The organism is Streptomyces sp. GB4-14, assembly GCF_022696125.1.
Classification (GTDB): domain Bacteria; phylum Actinomycetota; class Actinomycetes; order Streptomycetales; family Streptomycetaceae; genus Streptomyces; species Streptomyces werraensis.
Genome location: NZ_RZHO01000002.1, coordinates 1152442 through 1176101, shown reverse-complemented (window position 1 = coordinate 1176101; position 23660 = coordinate 1152442). Strand labels below are relative to the sequence as shown.

Annotated in this window: 14 protein-coding genes; 7 read left to right on the top strand and 7 right to left on the bottom strand. The window is 70.4% G+C overall.

Features of this window, described 5'->3' with window-relative positions:
• Positions 1-21: 21 nt before the first annotated feature.
• Positions 22-1527: an amino acid permease gene (locus tag ELQ39_RS06585; RefSeq protein WP_225625084.1), complete on the top strand. Its 1506-nt coding sequence runs from the start codon at positions 22-24 to the stop codon at positions 1525-1527.
• Between the two features lie 84 nt (positions 1528-1611).
• On the opposite strand, the gene ELQ39_RS06580 is transcribed toward ELQ39_RS06585, so the two are convergent.
• Complete coding sequence (locus ELQ39_RS06580; protein ID WP_242591337.1) at positions 1612-1998, bottom strand: NTP pyrophosphohydrolase; 387 nt, start codon at positions 1996-1998, stop codon at positions 1612-1614.
• A 103-nt stretch (positions 1999-2101) separates the two neighbouring features.
• On the opposite strand from ELQ39_RS06580, the gene ELQ39_RS06575 reads away from it, so the two are divergent.
• Positions 2102-3121 carry a hypothetical protein gene (locus tag ELQ39_RS06575; protein ID WP_225625086.1) on the top strand — a complete coding sequence of 340 codons (1020 nt, stop codon included), beginning with the start codon at positions 2102-2104 and terminating at the stop codon, positions 3119-3121.
• A 51-nt stretch (positions 3122-3172) separates the two neighbouring features.
• On the opposite strand, the gene ELQ39_RS06570 is transcribed toward ELQ39_RS06575, so the two are convergent.
• Complete coding sequence (locus ELQ39_RS06570) at positions 3173-4249, bottom strand: LCP family protein (protein ID WP_277994892.1); 1077 nt, start codon at positions 4247-4249, stop codon at positions 3173-3175.
• 325 nt (positions 4250-4574) lie between these two features.
• Between ELQ39_RS06570 and ELQ39_RS06565 the strand changes: the two genes are divergently transcribed.
• The 5 genes from ELQ39_RS06565 to ELQ39_RS32510 all read left to right on the top strand — a co-directional run bounded on the left by ELQ39_RS06565 (position 4575) and on the right by ELQ39_RS32510 (position 14857).
• The gene (locus tag ELQ39_RS06565) at positions 4575-5705 is read left to right on the top strand and encodes a hypothetical protein (RefSeq protein WP_242591336.1); all 1131 of its coding nucleotides are present in this window, start codon (positions 4575-4577) and stop codon (positions 5703-5705) included.
• A 317-nt stretch (positions 5706-6022) separates the two neighbouring features.
• Entirely contained in the window at positions 6023-7828 is a 1806-nt protein-coding gene (locus ELQ39_RS06560) for a stealth conserved region 3 domain-containing protein (RefSeq protein WP_242591335.1), read from the top strand.
• On the top strand, positions 7825-10569 hold the full coding sequence (locus tag ELQ39_RS06555; RefSeq protein WP_242591334.1) for a bifunctional glycosyltransferase/CDP-glycerol:glycerophosphate glycerophosphotransferase: 2745 nt from the start codon (positions 7825-7827) through the stop codon (positions 10567-10569). Before ELQ39_RS06560 ends, ELQ39_RS06555 begins: the two co-directional genes overlap by 4 nt.
• Positions 10570-10590: 21 nt before the next feature.
• Positions 10591-12066 carry a glycosyltransferase family 2 protein gene (locus tag ELQ39_RS06550; RefSeq protein WP_242591333.1) on the top strand — a complete coding sequence of 492 codons (1476 nt, stop codon included), beginning with the start codon at positions 10591-10593 and terminating at the stop codon, positions 12064-12066.
• Between the two features lie 49 nt (positions 12067-12115).
• Complete coding sequence (locus ELQ39_RS32510) at positions 12116-14857, top strand: bifunctional glycosyltransferase/CDP-glycerol:glycerophosphate glycerophosphotransferase (protein ID WP_242591332.1); 2742 nt, start codon at positions 12116-12118, stop codon at positions 14855-14857.
• A gap of 136 nt (positions 14858-14993) precedes the next feature.
• Here the strand turns inward: ELQ39_RS32510 and ELQ39_RS06540 are convergent, their stop codons facing one another.
• From ELQ39_RS06540 to trkA, 5 genes are all read right to left on the bottom strand, one after another.
• Positions 14994-17123, bottom strand: coding sequence for a 3-hydroxyacyl-CoA dehydrogenase NAD-binding domain-containing protein (locus ELQ39_RS06540; protein WP_190001232.1), 2130 nt, complete (start codon positions 17121-17123; stop codon positions 14994-14996).
• Positions 17120-18337, bottom strand: a complete 1218-nt coding sequence (locus ELQ39_RS06535; RefSeq protein ID WP_190001233.1) for a thiolase family protein — start codon at positions 18335-18337, stop codon at positions 17120-17122. Before ELQ39_RS06535 ends, ELQ39_RS06540 begins: the two co-directional genes overlap by 4 nt.
• A 165-nt stretch (positions 18338-18502) precedes the next feature.
• Positions 18503-20221, bottom strand: a complete 1719-nt coding sequence (locus ELQ39_RS06530) for a hypothetical protein (RefSeq protein WP_242591331.1) — start codon at positions 20219-20221, stop codon at positions 18503-18505.
• Between the two features lie 564 nt (positions 20222-20785).
• Entirely contained in the window at positions 20786-22330 is a 1545-nt protein-coding gene (locus tag ELQ39_RS06520; RefSeq protein ID WP_242591330.1) for a TrkH family potassium uptake protein, read from the bottom strand.
• Positions 22327-23640, bottom strand: coding sequence for a Trk system potassium transporter TrkA (gene trkA, locus ELQ39_RS06515; protein WP_242591329.1), 1314 nt, complete (start codon positions 23638-23640; stop codon positions 22327-22329). The genes ELQ39_RS06520 and trkA overlap by 4 nt, the downstream gene beginning before the upstream one ends.
• Positions 23641-23660: the final 20 nt, after the last annotated feature.

Sequence of the window (23660 nt, the reverse complement as noted above, 5' to 3'; positions counted from 1 at the left end):
CGACAAGCGTGGGAGGTACCCGTGACAAGCCCCCTCTTCCGGACGAAGAAGGTAGAGCAGTCCATCCGCGACACCGAGGAGCCCGAGCACGCCCTCAAGAAATCCCTGTCCGCGCTGGACCTGACCGTCTTCGGCGTCGGTGTCATCATCGGCACCGGCATCTTCGTCCTCACCGGCACGGTCGCCAAGGACAACGCCGGTCCGGCCACCGCTCTGGCCTTCGTGGTGGCCGGTGTCGTCTGCGCGCTCGCCGCGCTCTGCTACGCCGAGTTCGCCTCCACCGTCCCCGTGGCGGGCTCCGCGTACACGTTCTCCTACGCCTCCCTGGGCGAGCTGCCGGCCTGGATCATCGGCTGGGACCTGGTCCTGGAGTTCGCGCTCGGCACGGCGGTGGTGGCCGTCGGCTGGTCGGGCTACATCCAGTCGCTGATGGAGAACGCCGGCTGGGAGATGCCCGCGGCGCTCGGCAGCCGTGAGGGCTCCGACGTGTTCGGCTTCGACATCCTCGCCGCCGTCCTGGTGCTGGTGCTCACCGGCATCCTCGTCCTCGGCATGAAGCTGTCCGCCCGGGTCACCTCGGTCGTCGTCGCCATCAAGGTGACCGTGGTCCTGGTCGTGATCATCGCCGGCGCGTTCTTCATCACCGCCGACAACTACGACCCGTTCATCCCGGACTCCAAGCCCGTGCCGGCCGGTGACAGCCTGGACTCGCCGCTCATCCAACTGCTCTTCGGCTGGGCCCCCGCCAACTTCGGCGTGATGGGCATCTTCACCGCCGCCTCCGTGGTGTTCTTCGCCTTCATCGGCTTCGACATCGTCGCCACGGCCGCCGAGGAGACCAAGAACCCGCAGCGCGACATGCCCCGCGGCATCCTCGGCTCCCTGTTCATCTGCACCCTGCTGTACGTCCTGGTGTCGATCGTCGTCACCGGCATGCAGCACTACAGCGAGCTGTCCGTGGACGCCCCGCTCGCGGACGCGTTCAAGGCCACCGGGCATCCCTGGTTCGCCGGCTTCATCAGCTTCGGCGCCGCCGTCGGCCTGACGACCGTCTGCATGATCCTGCTGCTCGGCCAGACGCGGGTCTTCTTCGCGATGAGCCGCGACGGACTGCTGCCCCGGTTCTTCTCCCGGGTCCACCCCCGGTTCAAGACCCCGCACCGGCCGACCATCCTGCTCGGTGTCCTCATCGCGATCCTGGCCGGCTTCACCCCGCTCAACGAACTGGCCGCGCTGGTGAACATCGGCACGCTGTTCGCCTTCGTCATCGTCGCCATCAGCGTGCTGATCCTGCGCCGCACCCGGCCCGACCTGCCCCGCGCGTTCCGCACCCCGTGGGTGCCGGTGCTGCCGATCGTGTCGGTGGCGGCCTCCCTGTGGCTGATGCTCAACCTGCCCGCCGAGACATGGGTCCGGTTCGGCATCTGGATGGCGATCGGCATCGTCGTGTACTTCCTGTACAGCCGCAGCCACAGCCGGCTGGCCGGCGAGGAGAAGGACCGGCCGGCGGTCCCGCCCGCCCCCTGAGCCGCCGCCCACGGCGTCCACCGGCCCCGTGCACCCGGTCCGTCCGGGGGCGCGGGGCCTCGACGTGATGGACGTGACCGGGACTCAGTCCCGGCGCGGGGCGGGCCGTACGGTACGCGGCCCGGCGACGCCGGCGCCCAGTTCCCCGACCCGCCGGCGCAGCTCACGGTCGGCCGTGACGACCAGGACCGGACGGTCGCCCGCTTCCGCCACGAGGGCGACCATGTGGTCGTCGCCGCTGCCGGGCGCGGCCGCCACCCGCACGCCCGGGACGGGCTCCACGCCCCGGGCCGCGCCCTCCACCACCAGCACGATGTCCACGGGCCCGTCGTGCCCGGGCACCCCGTGGGCCGCGAGATGGTCCCGCAGCCGCTCGGCGGCGCCCCGGCGGTCCCGCCACCACCCGTCGGGCACCGATCCCACGACGTTCGCGGCGTCGACGATCACGAGCAGGGAACCGGCCTCTTCCATACGGTCAGGGTCCCACGCAAGCCCGGGCAATCCCCCCGCGGGGGAGACCGTACGGCGGGATCCCCACGCTCACGGCACGGACCGCAGTGCGTAAGGTGAACAGGTGAACGGCGACTGGCTTCTCCGCGGCCGCGACGGCCGCCTCACCGTCTATCTCAAATCGGACGACGCCGTCCTGTGCCGCGCGGAAACAGCCCCCGGCGGCCCCTGGGAGCCCTTCCGCCGGGCCGGCGGCGACCTGGGGCTCCAGCAGGGACCCGGGGCCGTGGGACAGGGCGCGGACGGATACGCGCATCTGGCCGCGTGGCGGCAGGCAGGACCGGGGGAGTCCCGGCTGGTGCACTGCACGCACTTCCGGCCGCTGCTCGCCCCGCTCGACTGGTCCCCGGTCGGCCACCCCAACGGCAAGGGCGGCCGCACGGGCACGCCCGCCGTGGCCGTGGACGACCGCAGGCGTGCGTACGTCTTCGTGCGCAACGCGGGCGGCGGGGTCAGCCTGCTGGTGCAGAAGGAGCGGGGTGGCTGGTACCCCTGGCGGGACCTGAAGGGCTCCGGCGTCCAGGACCAACTCGCCGCCGCGAGCCGCGAGTCGGGCCTGGTCGAGGTCTACGCGTCCACGCCTGACCGGATCCTGCACTGGCGTCAGGAGGAACCCGGCAGGACGCCCGCACGGGACGAGACGGCGGACGTCGCCGCCCGCCCCGGCACCCTGCGCGTGCTGCGCACCTCCGCCGAGCGGACCACCCTGTTCTTCACCGACCAGGACGGGGAGTTGTGCGCCTGGCGCCCCGGCGGCAAGCCGGTGCCGCTGCTCCGGGCGGCGGGCCCCGGCCCGGTCGCGGCGGTGCGCTGCGAGATAGACGGGCACGACTGCACGGTGCTGGCGCAGCGCTCGGCGAGCGGCCGGGTGGCGTTCGCGGCGTACCCCACGGAGCAGGAACAGGCGGGCGCCTGGTGGACCGAGTCCGGCCCGCCCCTCCCGTCCACGGCCGAGGTCGCCCTGGCGGTCGACGCCCAGGGCACCCTGGTCGCCGCGGCCCTCGACCCCACGACGGCCACGCTCCGCGTCACCCGGCGCAAGGAGGAGGCGGGGTTGGCGCTCGAGGGGTGGCGGGAGGTCTGAGGCTCCGCCGGGAGCCGCCGGTTCCGGCGTCTCCCGGCTCCCGGCGTGGGATCAGGAACCGCCCCCGGTCGCCGGGGACTTCTTGGCCGACTCCGGGATCTCCTGGTCGCTGCGGATGGCCTTCCACAGCGTGGACGCCTGCGGTTCGGCGGCCACGACCCGGTTGGGGTCCTTCTTGTCGTACGCCACGGGCAGCATGATCGTCTCCATGGAGCCCGGGTCGACCCCGTTCATGCTGCGTCCGAACTCGGCGAGCGCGGTGAGGGAGGCGAGCTCGGAGTCGGTGGTCAGCGCCGCGGTCAGGGTGTCCGCGATCTTGTAGGTCTTGGTGGGGCTGCCCAGCAGGTCCTGCTTCTTGATCTCGCTGAGCAGGGCGATCATGAACTCCTGCTGGAGACCGATGCGGCCGAGGTCGCTGCCGTCGCCGATGCCGTGCCGGGTGCGGACGAACTGCAGGGACTGGGTGCCGTCCAGGCGGTGGGTGCCGGCGGTCAGGTCGAGGCCGCTGGACTTGTCGTGGATGTCCTGGTCGACCGTGACCTCGACGCCGCCGATGGCGTCCACGAGGTCCTTGAAGCCGGCGAAGTCGATCTCGACGTAGTGGTCCATGCGGACGCCGGACATCTTCTCCACCGTCTTGACCACGCAGGCCGGACCGACCTGGGAGTAGATGGAGTTGAACATCACGCGCTCCGCCCCGGCCACCGTGGAGCCGTCCGCGTCCTTGCACTCGGGCCGGGTCACCAGGGTGTCGCGCGGGATGCTGACGGCGACGGCCTGGGTGCGGCCCTCGGGTATGTGCATCACGAGCGCCGTGTCGGAGCGGGCGCCCGCGATCTTGCCGGTGTTCAGTTCCGCGTTGTCGCCGCCGCGGGAGTCGGAGCCGAGGATCAGGACGTTCTGGCCGGAGGTGGGCAGCTTCTCCGGGCGGTCGTCACCGATCGCCTCGTTGATGTCGACGCCGTCGATGTTTCCGTCGAGTCCGCTGTAGAGCCAGTAGGCGGTGCCGCCCAGGGCGAGGACGAGCACGAGCAGGGAGAGGAGCACGATCCGGCCGGTACGGCGCTTCTTCTTCGGTCTGCGCCGCCCGGGGGGCGAAGCGTGGGAGGGCGGCACAGGGGTGCCCAGATCTTGGCTCACGGCGGGTCCTCGCAACTCGTGCCCGGAGGCAACGGCAGCAGGCCGCTCCCGTGAGGGGCCGGGTCGGTGCTGCTCAACTGACGCTTGGTTGGGATTGAACTATAAACATTGCTCGAGAACGTATTCGAGTGATGCGACCGGCCGCCGGTCCTGGCGCGGAAGGCCGGTCCGGTCCGCCCGCTCCGGGGGGAATGATCCGCCGTGCGCCGGAGCCGACGATGAGCTGGGACGTTTGTTCGGGTGTGCATATGATGTGGCGAATTCCTGAGTCATCTGTGGACTCCGGAGCGCGGCGCGGGAAGGGGCGGTACGCATGCGCGGCAGGCGTGCGCAGCAGGTGGACCGGCGGCCCCGGCCCGGCGCCGAAGCCGGCACGGGGCCGCGGCAGTCGTCCGTGACGGCGGCGGCCTCGGGGTCGTGGCTGCTGCGCGGCAATGACGACCGCCTGGCCGTGTTCGCGCTCTCCGAGGGGGGCGTGCACCGCTGGACGGAGACCTCCGCCGGCGGCGGACGCTGGGGCGGGCCGCACCTCTTTCCCGTCGACGGGCTGACCGGGCTGACCGTCGGCCAGGGGGCCAACCGCTACGTACACCTTCTGGGCCGCAGGGAGAGCCGGCCGGACGGCGGGGCGGCGAAGGTCGATCTGGTCTACGCCGTGCAGTACCAGTCGGGACGGACGCTGGGGGAGTGGCGTTCCCTGGGCAACCCGTTCCGGGACCCGACGGACGGCGCGACGCTCGGCGAGCCGGCCGTGGGGGTCGACGGACAGGGCACGGTCCATGTGTTCGTCTCGGGCGCTCCTGGCGGGATCATGCTGAGGCGGGAGTCCCGCAGCGGGGCCTGGGAGGCATGGAAGGACCTGCGCGGCGGCGCGGTCGCCGGCCGGCCGACGGCCGCCGCGAACTCCGCCGGCCTGGTGGAGCTCCTCGCGCCGGGGAACCGCTCGGTGATGCGCTGGGTGCAGACGGAGCAGGGGGCGGACCTGCGGCGGGCGCAGGACCTCACGCCCGCTCCTGCGCCCGGCTCGGCCGCACTGCTCGAGACCGCCCCCGGCGTGTTCACCGCGTACTGGTCCGAGTGGAGCGGGACGGGTGTCTACGCGCAACGGCCCGGTGAATGGGCCTTTCCCGTGGGCGGGGCCCCGGGGGAGGGGCCGCTCGCCACGCTCCGCGCCACCTTGGACGGTTACGACTGCACGGTCCTCGCCCACCGGGGGCGTACGGGGACCGCCGTCATCGGTGTCTGCGGCACCGGCGGCGAGGCGGAGGGACTGTGGTGGACCGACACCGGGGTCGCCTGCCTCGGAACCCCGGCCCTGGCGTTGGACGGGCGGGGGCGGGTCGTCGTGGCGGTCGTCACCGGGGACGGAAACGTCCTGGTGAACCGGCAGCGGCCGGAACCCGGTCTGACGTTGTCCGACTGGCATCCCCTGCCCGTCGGCTGAGCAGACCCCGCCGCGCTGCCCGGTCGAGTAAGGGCGGCGCCATGCTTGAGCGCTCTATACACCAGACCGTCCTGGAAAGCTAGAGCGACCAAAGGTTGTACGACCCATCAGTGATGATTGTCACGTCCTCACAGGCTGCCAAAAAGCTTCTCCACCTGGACTTTTAAGAAACGATTATGTGAAAGTTTGATGGTTCGCCGCTGTGCGGTGATTGTGACGTTGGGGATGTTAGGCCCCGAATTCGGTGGTGCGAGCTTCCTCCACGCCGAGGCCGCACCGAGAGGTGTGCGACAGCCTCGAGGGCGGAGCCGCTGGGCATGGATGGTGGAAGCCTCGTGGGCGGCTCGGACAACCCTGAAGCCGGAGCGCTGATCTCGGCGTACCGGGCGGCACTGCCGACCGGGGCGAGACAGGTTGTCGCGCGGGGAGTGCCGAGCCCGGTGCGCAAGGCCGTGAAGTCGTCGCTCGTCGCCGCCGACTCCGTGCGCTCCGCCGCCGTGGTCTGGGCGATGGGCGGCAGGAGGAACGCGCCCCGCCACAGCCCCGCCTACAGCCGGCGGGTCGTCCGGGTGGGCCGCCGCCACATGCGTGCGCTGCTGGTCGAGGGCGCGACGGACTGGGCGGCCCGCGCGCGCAACCTGAACATCGTGGTCTCCCTCCTGGAGACGGCGGGCGTCGACTACTTCTGTGTCCGGGGCACGAGATCCGGGCTGCCCGCGGTCGCGGTCCCCGCCGCCGCTCGCCCCGTGGTCGAGGAGTTGCTGCGGCTGGCATTCGAGCAGGCTCCGGGCTATGTGGGCCCGGCGGGGGGGAACGAAGCCCGCATGCAACCCGGCCACGACGAGCGGTCGTGGCGGCAGCTGCGCAACCACAAGGTCCTGAGGGTCGCCTGGTACGTGTGCGATCCCACCCAGCAACTGGTCTTCGGCGCGGCCAACGGCTGTGACGTGGAGATGTGGACGGAGCGGGACGGTCAGCTGTGTGCCCCGCGCCCCAACCGCGTCATCGACGCCGTCCCGGTCGGCTCGCCGCGCAAGTCGGCGCCGCAGAGCCTCTTCAGCCCGATACCTCCCCTGTATCACACGGGCGAGGCCAGGACGCTCGCCGAGTTCGCCGTCCCGCTCCCGGAGGACCACCAGTTCCCCATCGACGTCGTCTACACCTGGGTCGACGACTCCGACCCGGCCTGGCGGGCGTCGCGCGACCGGGCGCGCAACGGCGTCCGTACGCAGGAGCTGCACGAACAGGCGGCGAACGACTCCCGGTACACCAGCCGGGACGAGCTGCGCTATTCGCTGAGGTCGCTCCACCAGAACGCGCCCTGGGTGCGCAACATCTACCTGGTGACGGCGGGCCAGGCCCCGGCGTGGCTTCGGACGCAGCCGAACTTCCGCGTGGTGGACCACCGCGAGATCTTCTCCGACGCGTCCGCGCTTCCGACGTTCAACTCGCACGCCATCGAGAGCCAGCTGCACCACATACCGGGCCTCTCGGAGTGCTTCCTCTACCTGAACGACGACGTGTTCCTCGGCCGGCCGCTCACGCCCTCGCACTTCTTCCACCCGAACGGCATCACCAAGTTCTTCCCCTCGCCCGCGCTGATACCGGGGGGAGCGATCTCCCCGACCGACCTGCCGGTCAACGCCGCCGGCAAGAACAGCCGCTGGATCATCGCGCAGAAGTTCGGTACCGCCATATCGCAGAAGGTGAAGCACACGCCGCACGCACTGCGCAGGAGCGTCCTGCAGGAGATAGAGGAAACCTTCGTGGAGCAGCATGCGGCCACCCAGCACTCACGCTTTCGATCCCCCGGCGACGTGCCGATCGCCTCGTCGCTGCACCACTACTTCGCGTACCACTCCGCCCGGGCCACGGTCGGGGAGATCCAGTACCGGTACGTCGACCTTTCGTCCGACCTGGCCCAGCGCCGTCTGAATCTGCTTCTCGCCAGGCGCAACATGGACACCTTCTGTCTCAACGACACCGTGGACTCCACCGACCCGGAAGCCCAGCGAGCCATGCTGAAACGTTTCCTTGACGCCTACTTCCCGGTGCCCAGCCCCTATGAGGCCGTGGAACAGGACCACGCCCTCGCGCCCGCCAGTGAGCTCAGCGGCACATGAGCACCTACGACGTCACGCTGGTCGTGCCGGTTCACAACGTGGAGCAGTACCTCGAGGAATGCCTGGCCTCCATCGAGGCGCAGACGGTGTTCGAGCGCTGCGAGGTCGTGCTCGTCGACAACGGCAGTACGGACGGCTCGTACCGCCTCTGTGCGGAGTTCGCCCGCCGGCATGCCAACGTCACAGTCCTGGTCCGCCACGGCGGCGGCGCGGGAGCGGCCCGCAACCTCGGCATGGACCGCGCGACCGGTCCGCGCATCACATTCTGCGACTCCGACGACGTGCTCCCGCCCACCGCGATCGAACGCATGCTGGACGCCTCCCTGGCGACCGGCGCCCCCGTGGTGGTCGGCGCCATGGAGACCTTCCCCCGGCCGACCAAATGGGCCTGGAAGCATCACTTCGGCAAGGGCGACCGGACCTTCGCCGGCCTCTCCGAAGCGCCTGAACTGGTGCACAGCGCCAGTGCCTGCAACAAGCTGTTCGACCTTTCCTATCTCCGCTCCTACGGCATCCGCTTCGCGGAGGGAGTCCACTTCGAGGACGCCTACGTCGGTGTCTCCGCGCTTCTGTTCGCCACACGGATCGCCCTGGTCGACGCCTGCGTCTACCGGTACCGCAAGCGCGCCGCGGGCGACTCGACCATGGACGCGATATGGACGCGGCGGCAGAACTACTGGGACCACCTTCAGCTCGTCGAGTATCTGCACCGGCTGGGTGCGGGCCTGCCCGACGCCTCCAAGGCGGTGCTCGACCTGTTCCTGGTGCGGAGCTACCAGGGATTCGCGCTTCGGGCTCCCGATCTCTTCGAGGGCGCGGAGCTCCAGGAGATCTTCTCGCGGTGCCGCGCGGTCTACTGGGACGTCCCGCCCGACCTGATCGTCCGGGCCACCGCGGACGCGCGCCATCGCGTGGCCTACCTCGCCTTCGTCACCGGGGACTACGCCCTGTTCGCGGACCGGGCGGCCCGACTGCACAAGCTGTCCGTGCGCGACGGCGTTCCCTACCTCGTGGACGGAGCGCCGCAGCAGCTGGGCGCGTTGGCGCAGGCCTCCCCCTTCACAGCTCACCTGGAACACGTGCGCCGGGTGCCGGGAACGGGGATGCTGCGGCTCGCCGGACGGTTCGAGGTCAGCGGCATGCCCCTCGTCCGCCCACTGGCGGGGCACCTGGGTCTGCGTGTGAGGGGCAGCCGCCTCAGCGTCCCCGCCACGCAGGTCCGCCGACGGGACCTGAAGAACACCCGGACCGACACGGAGTGGGGCGGCTTCACCGCGGACCTGCCCCTCGACGCCCTGCGAGAAGGCGTCCACGACCTCGAACTCGTCATCGACTCCGAGGGCGGTCAGGCGGCCACCCCGTGCCTGGTCGCCGCCGGCTACCTGCGCGGGGCGCGCGTCGTGAAGCACGGCCGGACCCGGGTCGTGCCCCATTGGAAAGGCAAGAACCGGGCCGTCCTGATGGTCCACGGTGCGGCGCGCGGGCGCGGCGTCCTGCGCGGCCTCCTCGCGAAGGACGCCAAGCACGTGCTGCGACGCAGGCCGTTCTGGAAACAGCGGCTGCTCCGGCTGCTCACCAAGCCCCTGGCACCGCTGTTCCTCGGCCGGGAGATCTGGCTGTTCGGCGAGCGGGGCGACACCGCACAGGACAACAGCTGGCACCTGTTCCGGCACGCGCGCACGGTGGAGAAGCGGCGCGGAGCGTACTACCTCATCCGGGCGGGCAGCGCCGACCGGGCCCGTCTGTCAGGGCTGGGGCACGTCGTCGCGCACAGCTCCTGGAAGCACAAGCTGCTGATGCTGCACGCGTCCGTCCTGGTCAACTCCTACGACATCGACACCTACATGCTGCCCGACGGCTGGGACCGCACCCGCTACCTCAAGCACGTGAACTGGCGGGTGGGCGCCCGCAGGGTCTTCCTCCAGCACGGAGTGACGGACAAGGACGTCAGCAAAGGGCTGCACCGCAACCGTACGGGCGTCGACCTCATCCTGGCGGTGAGCCGACAGGAGGCGCGGTTCCTGTCGGAGGAACTCGGCTACGAGGGACAGGTGGAGGTGACCGGTTTCCCCCGTTTCGACGCGCTGGTCCCGGACCGGGGCAGCCGCACCGTCCTCTTCATGCCGACGTGGCGGGCCTATCTGACCGTCGCCTCGTACAGCCGTGACGGGAGTGCGAGCGACGCGCACCGGGCCGTGCGTGACCGTTTCCTCGCCTCCGCGTACCGGGAGTTCATGGACCGGTTCCTGAATCACCCGCAGCTTCTCGCCGCCCTGGAACTCCACGACTACACGCTGGAATTCCTGCCGCACTACGAGATGCGGTCGATGCTCGGAGAAATGGTCCCGGGGCGGGACCGGGTCCGAGTGGTCGACCAGACGGAAGTCGGTGTGCAGGAGGCCATGCGGCGGTGTGATCTCTTCGTGACGGACTGGTCGTCCACGGCCTTCGACGTCGCCTACCTCGGAACTCCCGTGGTGTACGCGCAGTTCGACGCCGAGGAGTACTGGGACGGCCACTACCGGAAGGGCTACTTCGACGCCCGCCGGGACGGCTTCGGGCCGGTCGGCGAGACCGTCGACGAGGTCGTGGGCGAGGTGGTCCGCTACCTCGGAGGCGGCTGCCGCAGGGAGCCCCACTACCAGTGGCGGGCCGAGCAGTTCTTCGCCCACCGGGACCGGCGGAACAACGTGAGGACGTCGGAAGCGATCGAGCGTCTCGTCCGGGGATCGAATCATTGATGTGGTGTGCCAGGAGGAATTGTGTCCCAAGTCGAGCGTGACGTGACGGTCGTCGTGCCGTTCCGCGACGTCCAGAACTTCTTCGCGGAGTTCTTGGACTCGGTGGCCGCGCAGACCGCTTTCGCGCGTGCCCATGTGATCCTCGTCGACAACGGCAGCACGGACCGGTCGGTGGCGATCGCGGAGGAATTCGCCGCCCGGCACGGCAACGTCGACCTGGTCTCGGAGCCCCAGGGCCGGGCCGGAGACGCCCGCAACATGGGCATGGACATGGCCGTGACGCCGTACATCGTCTTCTGGGACGCCGACGACATCGTGCCCGAGCGGTCCCTGGAGGTGCTGCGGAACACCATCGTCAAGACCAGGGCCACGGTCGTCGTGGGCCGTGAGAAGCATGTGCCGAAGCCGGTCAAGGCCCCCTGGCACAAGTACTTCGGCAAGAGCGTCAAGATCGTGGGCAGCGTCGTGGACATCCCCGATCTGATCCACTCGGCGTCCTGCTGGAACAAGATGTTCGACCTCGACCTGCTCCGCTCGCAGGGCATCCGGTTCGGCACCGGCACCGCTTTCGAGGACGCCTACGTCTCGATCCCCGCACTGCTGCTGTCGGAACGCATCGCGCTGGTCGACGCCCCGGTGTACGAGTACCGCAGGCGCGGCGACGGCACCTCCGTGATGGACACCATCTGGGACCTCCCGCAGAACTACGCGGATCAGCTGCTGATGCTCGAGTACCTCGCCGGGATGCGCCAGGGACTCACGCCGTACCAGCAGGAAACCCTGGAACGGTTCCTGATCCGCAGCATGCAGGGCTTCCTGGTGAGGGCCCCGCAGATCTTCGGTGAGGCCGACTGCCGGCAGCTCTTCGAACGCTGCCGCGCGCTCTACTGGGGAATCACCTCCGAGCAGGTCGCCCGGAGCACGAACGACACCAGGCACCGACTGCCTTACCTCGCGCTGCACTTCGCGGACTTCGACCTCTTCTACCGGCCGGCCTCCGTGCTGGGCCCCGTCCACGGCCGTGAGGGCGACCTCTACGTCGACTATCCGGGCACGTCCTGGGGACTGCCGCTCACCAAGGTCTCCTCCGTCCCGGCACGGATCGAGGGAATGACCGGGGGCGAGGGCGGGACCGTGGTGCTCCACGGCAGCTTCTCGGTCAACGGGATCCCCGACCCGCTGCTGGGCGGGCTGGACCTCCAGGTCTGGTTCGAGCGCAGCGGCAGGACGCTTCCGGCGGTGAACCACGGACAGGTCCAGGACGGACCCGGGCAGGGGGGAGCGGTGTTCACCGTGACCGTCGACCCCGCGCAGTTCCCGGCCGGTTCCTTCCCCGTGCGCCTGGTGGTGTGCACCCGCGGCAGGGACGTCTCGCGCCCCTGCTCGGTCTCCCCGGCCCTGAGCCACCGGCCGCCCGTCAGCGGCTCCCGCGGCTCGGCACGCATCACCGCCGACGGCGGGAACGCCCAGCTCGTGGTCGAATCCGCCCCCCACTGATCATTGTCCGCTCCAGAGATGGGGTGTCGTCAGAAAACAGGAGTTACACGTGCTCGATCCCCTCTACGCCGTCGCCGTCGTGGTGCCCGTCTTCAACACGGAGAGATACCTCCAGGAGTGCCTGGACTCGCTGGCACGCCAGACGATCTTCGACAGCTGCCAGGTGATAGTGGTCGACAACGGCAGCAGCGACAGTTCGCCCGAGATCGCCGCGCGGTTCGCCGCGGCGCACCAGAACGTGTGGGCGCTCGTGCATCCGGAGGGGAAGGCCGGCGGGGCCAGGAACGCGGGAATGGACCTGGTCGACGCCCGCTACATCACGTTCTGCGACTCCGACGACGTACTGCCCGAGGACGCCCTGGAGTCGATGTGGCGGACCGCGGTCAAGGAGGGCGTGCCGCTCACCATCGGGCGCATGGAGACGTTTCCGGAGGAGACCAAGTGGCCGTGGCTGCGGTACTTCGGGAAGCAGGTCCAGGTGCACCCCGGCATCGAGAACATCCCGGAGATGATCCACGGCGGCAGCGCCTGCCACAAACTCTTCGATCTCGAATTCGTCCGTGCGAACAACATCCGGTTCCGCGAGGGCGTGCACTTCGAGGACGCCTTCTTCTCGGTCCCCGCGATGCTGCTCGCCGACCGTATCGCGGTGGTGCCCACCACGGTCTACCGCTACCGCAAGCGGGCGGCGGAGGACTCGACGATGGACAAGCTGTGGGAACGTCCGGAGAACTACTGGGACCACCTCCTCCTGGAGGAGTACCTGATGACCTTCCGGCGTCACCTCTCCGGCCACCGGCAGGAGGTCCTCAACCGGTTCCTGGTACGCAGCTACCAGGGTTTCGCCCTGCGCGCGCCTCAGGTCCTGCCCGAGCCCGAACTGTTCAGGCTGTTCGAGCGCGCCCGTGCCGTCTTCACGCTGGTACCGCCCGACGCTGTCCTGGCCTCCACGCACGACACCCGCCACCGGGTGCCCTTCCTGGCCATGTACATGAACTCGTTCGAGCTCTTCGCGCACCCGGAGCGCTCCCTCAGGGGTGTGTACGGACGCGGCGGAGACCTCTACCTCGACATCGCGGTGCAGAGCGTGCTGCTCCCGCTGACGAAGATTTCCTCCACCAGCGTGCACGTGGAGCGGATCCGTGCGAACGCCAGGTCCGGGGAGATGCTCGTGGCCGGCCGTTTCGTGCTCAACGGCCTTCCGATGAGCAAGCCCATGCGTACCTCCCTCAAACTGTGGGTGGAGAAGAGCGGTCAGCTGGTGCCCGCACAGCAGGTGTGGCGCAGTGACCTCATGGCCACGCGCGACGACCTGGCCTGGGGCGGGTTCGAGGCTGTCGTCCCGGCCCATGCCCTCGGGGACGGCGAGTTCCCGCTGAAGCTGGTGTTCTGCACGTCCGGCCGTGACGTTTCCCGCCAGTGCATGATCACCACCGCGATGCTGCGCAGCGCGCGGCCGATGAAGGTCGCGGACCGCTATGTGCTCCCCCTGTCCAAGGGCAAGGACAACGCCGTGCTGGTCGTCCGGGAAGCGCGGGGCCGCGCCGGGGACAAGGCCTGGGAGGACTTCCTGGAGGGCCTGGACGAGGACCAGAAGAAGCACAAGGCGCCCTTCTGGCGTGCCCGCGCCATCCGGCGGTCCACCCTCCGGTTCTTCCGCCGCAAGGAGATCTGGCTGATCGGTGAGCGCAGGGACACGGCCCAGGACAACAGCCTGCATCTGTTCCGGTACCTGCGGAAGCACGAACCCCGGCGCAAGGCCTACTACATCATCGAGAAGGACAGCCCCGACCGCGCCAAGCTGAAGGGCCTGGGCAACGTGGTGGCGCACAGCTCCTGGAAGCACAAGCTGCTCATGCTGCACGCGTCGCTGCTCATCAACGCCTACGACATCGACTCGTACATGCTCCCCGACGGCTGGAACCGCACCGCCTACCTCAAGCACCTCAACTGGCGCGTGGGCGCCCGGCGGGTCTTCCTCCAGCACGGGGTCACGGACGAGGACGGCAGCAAGGCCCTGCACCGCAACCGGACCGGGGTGGACCTGGTGTTCGCGACCAGCGACCGGGAGGCCGAGTACTTCTCCGAGCACATGCACTACTGGGACCAGGCCAAGGCTCTGGGCTTCCCCCGGTTCGACGCGCTCCAGCCGGACCGCGGCCGGCGCCGTGTCCTGCTGATGCCCACCTGGCGCAAGTACCTGACGGTCCCCTCCTACCTCCAGCAGGACGGTGCCGACAAGGAAGCGGTGGACGAGATCTTCCGGGAGTCGGCCTACCGGGACTTCCTGGTGCGGCTGCTCAGCCACCCGAAGCTGATGGAGGCACTGGAGCACTACGACTACGTGCTGGACTTCCTCCCGCACTACGAGATGCGGAACATGGTCGACGGAGTCGTTCCGGACCATCCGCGGGTGCAGCGTCTGGACCAGACGAAGGTCAGCGTCCAGACGGCCCTGCGTCAGTGCGACCTGTTCATCACCGACTGGTCCTCGGTCCACTTCGACATGGCCTATCTCGGCACGCCGCTCGTCTACGCCCGTTTCGACCCGGACGAGTACTGGGCGAAGCACGCGCGCAAGGGCTACTTCGACGCGGTGTACGACGGGTTCGGGCCGGTCTGCGGTGACGTCGAGGAAGTGGTGACCGAGGTGATCCGCTACCTCGGCAACGGCTGCGTGCGCGAGGCGGAGTACGACCGCCGTGCCCGCGCCTTCTTCGCCTTCCAGGACCGCGACAACTGCGCACGCGCCACGGCAGCGATCGCGCAGCTGGCGGCGGCGGACGTCTGAGCCCCGGCCGGGCGGGCGGTGATGCCGCTCGCCCGGCGCGGGTGAGTGGTCCGACGGCAAGAGGCGCGGGGCACCACACGTCTGCCGCAGCAGGCATGTGGCGCCCCGCGCCTCTCAGGTCGGGCGGGCGCAGCGCTTACGCGGGAACGCTCGCCACCCCAGGCTCCAGGAACCGCTTCCCGTTCACCCGCTCGGAGACGCCCTCGCGGTCCAGGTACGGGGTGATGCCGCCCAGGTGGAAGGGCCAGCCGGCGCCGGTGATGAGGCACAGGTCGATGTCCTGGGCCTCGGCGACGACGCCCTCGTCGAGCATCAGGCCGATCTCCTGGGCCACCGCGTCCAGCACCCGGTCGCGGACCTGCTCCTCCGTCAGGACGGTGTCGCCCTGCTTCAGCAGCGCCGCGACCTCGGGGTCGAGCTCGGGCTTGCCGGAGTCGTAGACGTAGAAGCCGCGTTTGCCGGCCTCGACGACCGCCTTCAGGTTCGGGGAGACCGTGAAGCGGTCCGGGAACGCCCGGTTGAGCGTCTCCGAGACGTGCAGGCCGATCGCGGGGCCGACCAGCTCGAGGAGGACCAGCGGGGACATCGGCAGGCCGAGCGGCTCCACCGCCTTCTCCGCGACCTCGACGGGCGTGCCCTCGTCGATGACGTTCTGGATCTCGCCCATGAAGCGGGTCAGGATGCGGTTGACGACGAACGCCGGGGCGTCCTTCACCAGTACCGCGGTCTTCTTCAGCTTCTTGGCGACACCGAACGCCGTGGCCAGCGACGCGTCGTCGGTCTTCTCGCCGCGGACGATCTCCAGCAGGGGCAGGACGGCGACCGGGTTGAAGAAGTGGAAGCCGACGACCCGCTCGGGGTGCCGCAGCTTCGACGCCATCTCGGTGACCGAGAGGGACGAGGTGTTCGTCGCGAGGATCGCGTGCGCCGGGGCGACCGCCTCGACCTCCGCGAACACCTGCTGCTTGACGCCCATCTCCTCGAACACGGCCTCGATGACGAAGTCCGCGTCCGCGAAGCCCTCGGCCTTGTCCAGCACACCGGTGACCAGCGCCTTGAGGCGGTTGGCCTTGTCCTGGTTGATGCGGCCCTTGCCGAGCAGCTTGTCGATCTCGGCGTGGACGTAGCCCACACCCTTGTCGATGCGCTCCTGGTCGATGTCCGTGAGGACGACCGGCACCTCGAGGCGGCGCAGGAACAGCAGCGCGAGCTGGGAGGCCATCAGACCGGCGCCGACGACGCCGACCTTGGTGACCGGACGCGCCAGGCTCTTGTCCGGGGCGCCCGCGGGACGCTTGCCGCGCTTCTGCACCAGGTTGAACGCGTAGATGCCGGCGCGCAGTTCACCGCCCATGATCAGGTCGGCGAGCGCCTGGTCCTCGGCGTCGTAACCCTTCTGCAGGTCGCCGTCCTTGGCCTCGGCGATGATGTCCAGGGCGCGGTAGGCGGCCGGGGCCGCGCCGTGCACCTTGGAGTCCGCGACGAAGCGGCCCTTGGCGACGGCCTGGTCCCAGGCCTCGCCGCGGTCGATCGCCGGACGCTCGACCGTGATCTCGCCCTTGAGGACGGACGCGGTCCAGATCAGCGACTGCTCCAGGAAGTCCGCGCCCTCGAACAGCGCGTCCGCGATGCCGAGTTCGTAGACCTGCTTGCCCTTGAGCTGCTTGTTCTGGTTGAGGCTGTTCTCGATGATCACCGAGACGGCCTTCTCCGCGCCGATCAGGTTCGGCAGCAGGGTGCAGCCGCCCCAGCCGGGCACCAGGCCGAGGAAGACCTCGGGCAGCGAGAACGCGGGCAGCGCCGCGGACACCGTGCGGTAGGTGCAGTGCAGACCGATCTCCACGCCACCGCCCATGGCGGCGCCGTTGTAGTACGCGAAGGTCGGCACGGCCAGCTTCGACAGCCGCTTGAAGACGTCGTGGCCGCCCTTGCCGATGGCCAGCGCGTCCTCGTGGCGCTTCAGCAGTTCGACGCCCTTGAGGTCGGCGCCGACCGCGAAGATGAACGGCTTGCCGGTGACGCCGACGCCGACGATCTCGCCGTCCGCGGCCTCCTTCTCGACCTGGTCGATCGCGGCGTCGATGTTCGCCAGCGACTGCGGGCCGAGGGTGGTCGGCTTGGTGTGGTCGTGGCCGTTGTCCAGGGTGATCAGGGCGAAGCGCCCGGCACCCAGCGGCAGGTCGAAGTGGCGCACGTGCGCCTGCGTGACGACCTCACCCGGGAACAGCTCGGCCGCACCCTTCAGAAGCTCAGCGGTGGTGCTCACTTGTCCCCCTCGAAGTGCGGGTTCTCCCAGATGACCGTCGCGCCCATGCCGAAGCCGACGCACATGGTCGTCAGGCCGTAGCGGACGTGCGGCTGCTCCTCGAACTGGCGGGCCAGCTGCGTCATCAGACGGACGCCGGAGGAGGCCAGCGGGTGGCCGAACGCGATGGCGCCGCCGTACTGGTTGACGCGGGCGTCGTCGTCGGCGATGCCGTAGTGCTCCAGGAACGCGAGGACCTGGACGGCGAAGGCCTCGTTGATCTCGAACAGGCCGATGTCGGAGATGGACAGGCCCGCCTGGGCGAGCGCCTTCTCCGTGGCCGGGATCGGGCCGTAGCCCATGACCTCGGGCTCCACGCCGGCGAAGGCGTAGGAGACCAGGCGCATCTTGACCGGCAGGCCGTTCTCGCGGGCGAAGTCCTCGGAGGCGATGACCGAGGCGGTGGCGCCGTCGTTCAGACCGGCCGCGTTGCCCGCGGTGACCCGGCCGTGCACGCGGAACGGCGTCTTCAGGCCGGCCAGGTTCTCCAGGGTGGTGCCCGGGCGCATCGGCTCGTCGGCGGTGACCAGGCCCCAGCCCGTCTCCCCGCCCTCGGGGCTGGTGCGGCGCACCGAGATCGGCACCAGGTCGGCCTGGATCTTGCCGTTGGCGTACGCCTTGGCGGCCTTCTCCTGGGAGCGCACCGCGTACTCGTCGGCGCGCTGCTTGGTGATCGACGGGTAGCGGTCGTGCAGGTTCTCCGCGGTCATGCCCATGAACAGGGCGGACTCGTCGACCAGCTTCTCGGAGACGAACCGCGGGTTCGGGTCCACGCCCTCGCCCATCGGGTGGCGGCCCATGTGCTCGACACCGCCCGCGATGGCGACGTCGTACGCGCCGAAGGCGACGGAGCCGGCCACCGTGGTGACGGCGGTCAGCGCGCCGGCGCACATGCGGTCGATGGAGTAGCCCGGCACCGACTGCGGCAGACCCGCGAGGATGCCCGCCGTACGGCCGATGGTCAGGCCCTGGTCGCCGATCTGCGTGGTCGCGGCGATGGCGACCTCGTCGATCTTCTTCGGGTCGAGACCCGGGTTGCGGCGCAGCAGCTCCCGGATCGCCTTGACGACGAGGTCGTCGGCACGGGTCTCGTGGTAGATGCCCTTCGGGCCCGCCTTGCCGAACGGGGTACGGACGCCGTCGACGAAGACGACGTCCCTGACGGTACGAGGCACGATGGCTCTCCTCCAGGTACGGGATGCTGAGCGCTTGCTTACGGCCCATGCTACTTGCGGGTAACGTCACTGCACACCCCCGTCGGCCGGAGCGGCGAACATCACACGACCGGCCCCCGCGAACGGGAGCCGGTCGTGTGACGTCCAGTGACGTCCGGGGCGGTGCTACGACCGCCAGAGCCGCCGTCGCAGGCCCCGGCGCAGCCGCGCCCGGGTGATGACCCGCTCGTTCCGGCCGGAGGTCCGGCGGGCCACGGAGGAGGCCCGGTCCTCCCGCACCTCCAGCTCACCGGCCTGGTGCGCGAACAGCCCGCCGCCGACGCTCATGGCGATCTCCGCCGTGTACGTCCCCGGCGGCACGTCCGACAGGTCCACGCCGTCCTTGTCCACCGCGGTGAAGTACCCGAAGGAGTACGACCCGAAGTCGCCCGGCGCCATGTGCGGGCGCACCTTGTCCTCCCGCTTCACCGCCTTGAGGGCGACGGTGTGCGTGCCGTCCGCGCCGCGCAGCGTGAGGTAGTACGTCGAGTGGGTGGCGCGGTCGGCGTTGCGGCCGGGGAGGAAGAAGACGCCGTGGACCCGGAGTCTCGGGCCCTCCGTCGCGAACCGCTTCAGCGAGAACACGGACCCGCCGGGGCCGGCCGCCGTGAGGTCGCGCTTGATCACCCGGACGCTCTTCGCGTCACCCCTGAGGATGACCTCGCGCCCCCCGGAGGCGGCGCGCCGGTCGATCGCCCGGTAGGCGACCAGCGGCACCCTGCGGTCGATGTCCTCGCTCTCGCTGGTCACCCGGGCGAACACGTCGTACACACCGTCGGGCAGCGCGTCGAACAGCTCCCGCGCCTCGCAGGTGAAGCCGCCGTCCTTGTAGGACGCGAAGTGCGTGTCGAAGTACTTCAGGTAGAGCTGGTCCACCGGCACGGTCTTCGCGTCGGCCACCCACGCCTGCTCGTCGCGGACCAGCACGAGCTGCTTGGTCTCCCGCGCCCCGGCCTCCTCGCCCTGCTCGGCGGAGACGCCGGGCAGGAAGGCGTGCCCGGAGAGCGTGGCCTGCTCGGGGGTGAGCTGCGCGGCCGTCAGCACGCCCGCCGCGGTGTCCCGCGCCCGCAGGTCCGACAGGTGCTCGGTGGCGGCGTCCCCGTCCACCTCGTTGGAGCCGATCTGCACCTCGCCGAACCGCGGCACCGTCCCCTCGGTCAGCGCGTAGATGACGCTGAGGATCACCGAGAGGCCCTGCCGCGTCACCTCCGCGTGCTTCACCAGGGCGGGCGATTCCACCATGAAGAAGTTGAAGTTGGAGTACTTCCGCAGAGCCGGGAGGAAATGGACGACGTGTTCCTCGTACTGGTAGTCCTTCGTCGAGGAGAACAGGTAGATGTTCCGGTCGAGGTCGGTGGTCTCGGCCAGCAGTTCCGGAAGCACCGAGTCGAGGCGGTCCACGTTCTCCTGCGGCTGCCCCTCGCCGAGCACCCACTCGCCGAGCACGCCGTGCCCCTGGGAGTAGCTGCCGATGAAGTACTGCGGCGTGGAGGCGACGATGTGCCGGTAGCCGTACTTCAGCGCGTAGAAAATGGCGGCGCTGCCGCCCTTCGAGGAACCGGCGAGAACCACCGTCTCCCGCGCCAGACCGAGCTTTTCCCGATAGTGGGTAATCAGTTCCTCGACGGCGTCCGAAACGGAGAAGTCCATCGCCCGTGCCACGTAGTACGACGGGCCTCCGTCGAACCGGTCGCGGATTCTCAGCACGTTGCACTGGACGCCCGAAAGGGCGGCGCCGAATCCGTACTTCGAGCCCACGGAGGAAAACACCACGAGCAGGTTGCCGTGATCACCCGCAGCGGGCGTGAACTCGTACTCGATCTCCCAGTTGCCGTATTTCTCCACACGTATCTCGGGCGTGCGGATCGTCGCTGTCCTGTAGTTTTCGGACGTGTGGGGGAGTGTGTCCGAATGCTGCGGATTGGCCGGGCGGACCTGGGTGGGTTCCATGAAATGGTGCCCCTTGTTCCTGTCAGAGATTTTCCGTTCGGAGTTCGGGCCGCTCCGCAGGAAACACTCTCCGACGTGGGGGTGCGGGCGTTTTCGCAGGAAGAGCAGCCGGGACGAGGCTAACCTATGCTCCCGCTGTGGAGCGAGAGGCGGACCTGTGCCTCGTTCCGCGTATTCCCGGTCACCGGCGACGCATGCGGACAGTGCGCCGGAATTGAGGTCAAGTGACCCTCGTAACAACGGACTTCCCCGCGCGGCCGGGGGGTCGCCCCCCGGTCCGTCCCCGGTGAGCGTCCCGAACAGGGTACGCGCCACCTCCGCGCCGGAGCCGTGCACGTCATGGCTCGTCGCCGACAGGGCGGGCCGGGTCAGCCGGCACAGCCGCAGGCGTGGTCCGGGACCCAGTTGACCGATCCATGCGGGGAGCGACGAGGTGAGGGCCGGGTGCGCCGGGCGTGCCTACGCGCGCCAGTAGCCACGCCGGAGCAGCACCGCAAGCGGCACGATCTCGATCCGGCCGAGCAGCATCAGCGCGCCGAGGATCACCTTCGACGCCCCGCCGAGCGGCGCGTACGAGCCGGCCGGGCCCAGTTCCCCGAAGGCCGGGCCGACGTTGCCGAGGCAGGCCGCGGCGGCGCCCAGCGTGGTGAACACACCGGCGCCGCCCGCGTCCGCCCCGGCGTCCAGGGCCAGGCCGAACGTCCCCACCGCCAGGACGAGGAGGTAGAGCAGCGCGTACAGCAGCACCGAGCGGAGCACCTGCCCGCCGATCACCCGGCCGCTCACCCGCACCGGCAGGACCGCGTCCGGGTGTACCGCCTGCTCCAGCTCGCGCCGGGCGAAGCGGAAGATCACGAGATGGCGGACGACCTTGACCGAACCGCTCGCCGACCCGGCGCACGCCCCGGCGAACATCAGCGCCAGCAGGGTGAGCGTGGCGGCCGTGCCCCAGGCCGCCCAGTCGACCGTGGCGAAACCGGTCGTGGTCATCACCGACACCGCCTGGAACGCCCCGTGCCGCAGGGCGCCGGCCCCGCCCGCGTCACCCGCGGCCCACAGTTCCGCCGTCACGACGCCCGAGCCGACGACGAGCAGAACGGCGTACAGCTTCAGCTCCTCGTCCCGCGCGGCGGCCCGGACCTGACGCAGCACCGCGAGCCGGTACAGCCGCAGCAGGTTCACCCCCGCCACCGCCATGAGCCCGCACAGCACCCACTGCGTCACCGGCGCGAGACCCCGCGCCGAGTCGTCGTGCGGGGCGAACCCGCCGAGGGACACGGCGGACGTCGCGTAGGAGAACGCGTCGAAGAGGCCCATCCGCCGGTCGAGACCGGCCCACCCCAGGGCGGCCAGCGCCAGGACGCCGGCTGCCGTCACCGCCAGATACACCTTCCACAGCCGCCGGGCCGTGCCCCGGACGGTCTCGCCGAGCGTCTCGATCTCCACCGGCCCCGGCAGCTCCGACCGCAGCAGCTCACGGCCGCCGATGCGCAGCCGCGGCAGCACCGCGAGCGCCAGCACGATGATGCCGGCGCCGCCCAGCCAGTGGGAGAACTGACGCCAGAACAGCATGTCCGGGCCGAGCGCGTCCAGGTCGCCCACCACGGTCGCGCCCGTCGCGGTGAACCCCGACATCGCCTCGAACCAGGCGTCGGCCGGCCGGTCGAGCTGGGGGACGTCGCCGAGCAGGAACGGCACCGCGCCGAACGCCGGCGCGAGCAGCCACACGGCGACGACGAGGAACCCCTCCCGCACGCCCAGCGGTGGTCGCGGGCCCGTCAGCCGCTTCAGTGCCAGCCCGGTCAGCGCCACGGCCGAGCCGGTGACGAGGAACGGCCACGGCGGCTCGCCCGCCGCGAGCGCCACCGCCGCCGGCGGCACGAACGCGAGCGCGAACCACGCGAGGAGGGCGCCGACGACGCCCAGCGCGGTCCGCACGTCGACGTCGGTCCGGGCGCGCGGCAGCCATCGGCGGCGGTGCGGCAGCCGGCCTGGCGGCCTCACAGGTCGTGCTCGATCGAGGGGGCGCGGTCGGGCTCCGTGAGGACGACGACCCGGTCGCCGGGCCGCAGTTCGTCCCCCGCGCCGGGGAAGAGCACCGTGCCGTCCCGCACGATCGCGCCCACGGCGGCGCCGGGGAGCGCGCCGGCGGGACAGTGGGCGAACCGGCTGCCGGGCCGCACGGTCACGTCCAGCACCTCGAAACGGTCGTCGCCCAGGATCGCCATCTGGTGGGTGCGCTCCCCGAACGTGAAGCGGGCCATCTTCTCGGCGGTCTCGTCACCCGGGTCGATCGTCACGTCCGCGCCTGCCGCCTCGAACACCTCGGCGGCGGCCGGGTCGTCGAGAACCGTCAGGGTCAGCCGCACGCCGTGCAGCTTCACCAGCACCGCCGCGTGCAGATTGCGGGAGTCGTCCTTCTCCGCCAGCACCGCCGCGCCCGCCGTGCCGATGCGCTCACGGTGCAGGAACGCCGGGTCCAGGCCCCGCGCGTGGAACACCCGCGCCCGGTCCAGCGTGGCGGCTGCCGCGCGGGCGAGGTCCGCGTCCGGTTCGACGATCCGCACCCGGACGCCCCGGTCGAGCAGCACCCGCGCCACGGCCGTGCCCATGCGTCCCGCGCCGTAGATCACCACGTCGTCGACGGGATCGGCGCCGGTGACGACCCGGCTCCAGGCGCGGGCAGCCGTGGGGGACGCCATCGCGATGATCCAGTCGTCCTCCCGTACGACCTCGTCCGCGTCCGGCACGGTCCAGTTCCCGTCGCGTACCAGGGCGACCACCCGGGACGCGGCGGGCAGCCCCGTCTCCCGCAGCCGCCGTCCGGCGAGCCGGTTGGCCGCCGTCCCGCGGACGTCGACGCCGAGCACGACGACCTCGCCGTGGGCGAAGAAGTCCACGTGCCGGGCGCCCGGCACCCGCAGCACACGCTCCACGGCGCCGGCCGTCTCGAACGCGGCCGACACCAGCAGGTCCACGTCCAGGTCACCCGCCCGCCAGGCCCCCAGATAGTCCGTCCCGGTGGCCCGTACGACCGTGCGCGCCGACGACAGCCGGCGCGCGAGCATGGCGGTGACGAGATTGACCTCGTCCCGCGAGGTGCAGGCCATCACCAGATCGGCGTCCGCCACGCCTGCGTCCAGCAGCGTCTCCCGCCGGGTCCCGCTGCCCTGCACGATCCGTACGTCGTACGCGTGCGACACGGCCTCCAGCCGCGCCCGGTCGACATCGATCACCGTGCAGTCGTGCGTCTCGGCCAGCGACTTGACGACGGTCCCGCCCACCTGCCCGGCCCCGACCACGACAACCCGCATGCCAGCATCGTGGCACGTGG

Excerpts from the sequence above, each read along its gene's own strand:
- ELQ39_RS06565 (WP_242591336.1), top strand. The coding sequence starts at position 4,575 with ATGCGCGGCAGGCGTGCGCAGCAGGTGGACCGGCGGCCCCGGCCCGGC.
- ELQ39_RS06580 (WP_242591337.1), bottom strand. The coding sequence starts at position 1,998 with ATGGAAGAGGCCGGTTCCCTGCTCGTGATCGTCGACGCCGCGAACGTC.
- ELQ39_RS06555 (WP_242591334.1), top strand. The coding sequence starts at position 7,825 with ATGAGCACCTACGACGTCACGCTGGTCGTGCCGGTTCACAACGTGGAG.
- trkA (WP_242591329.1), bottom strand. The coding sequence starts at position 23,640 with ATGCGGGTTGTCGTGGTCGGGGCCGGGCAGGTGGGCGGGACCGTCGTC.
- ELQ39_RS06560 (WP_242591335.1), top strand. The coding sequence starts at position 6,023 with ATGGATGGTGGAAGCCTCGTGGGCGGCTCGGACAACCCTGAAGCCGGA.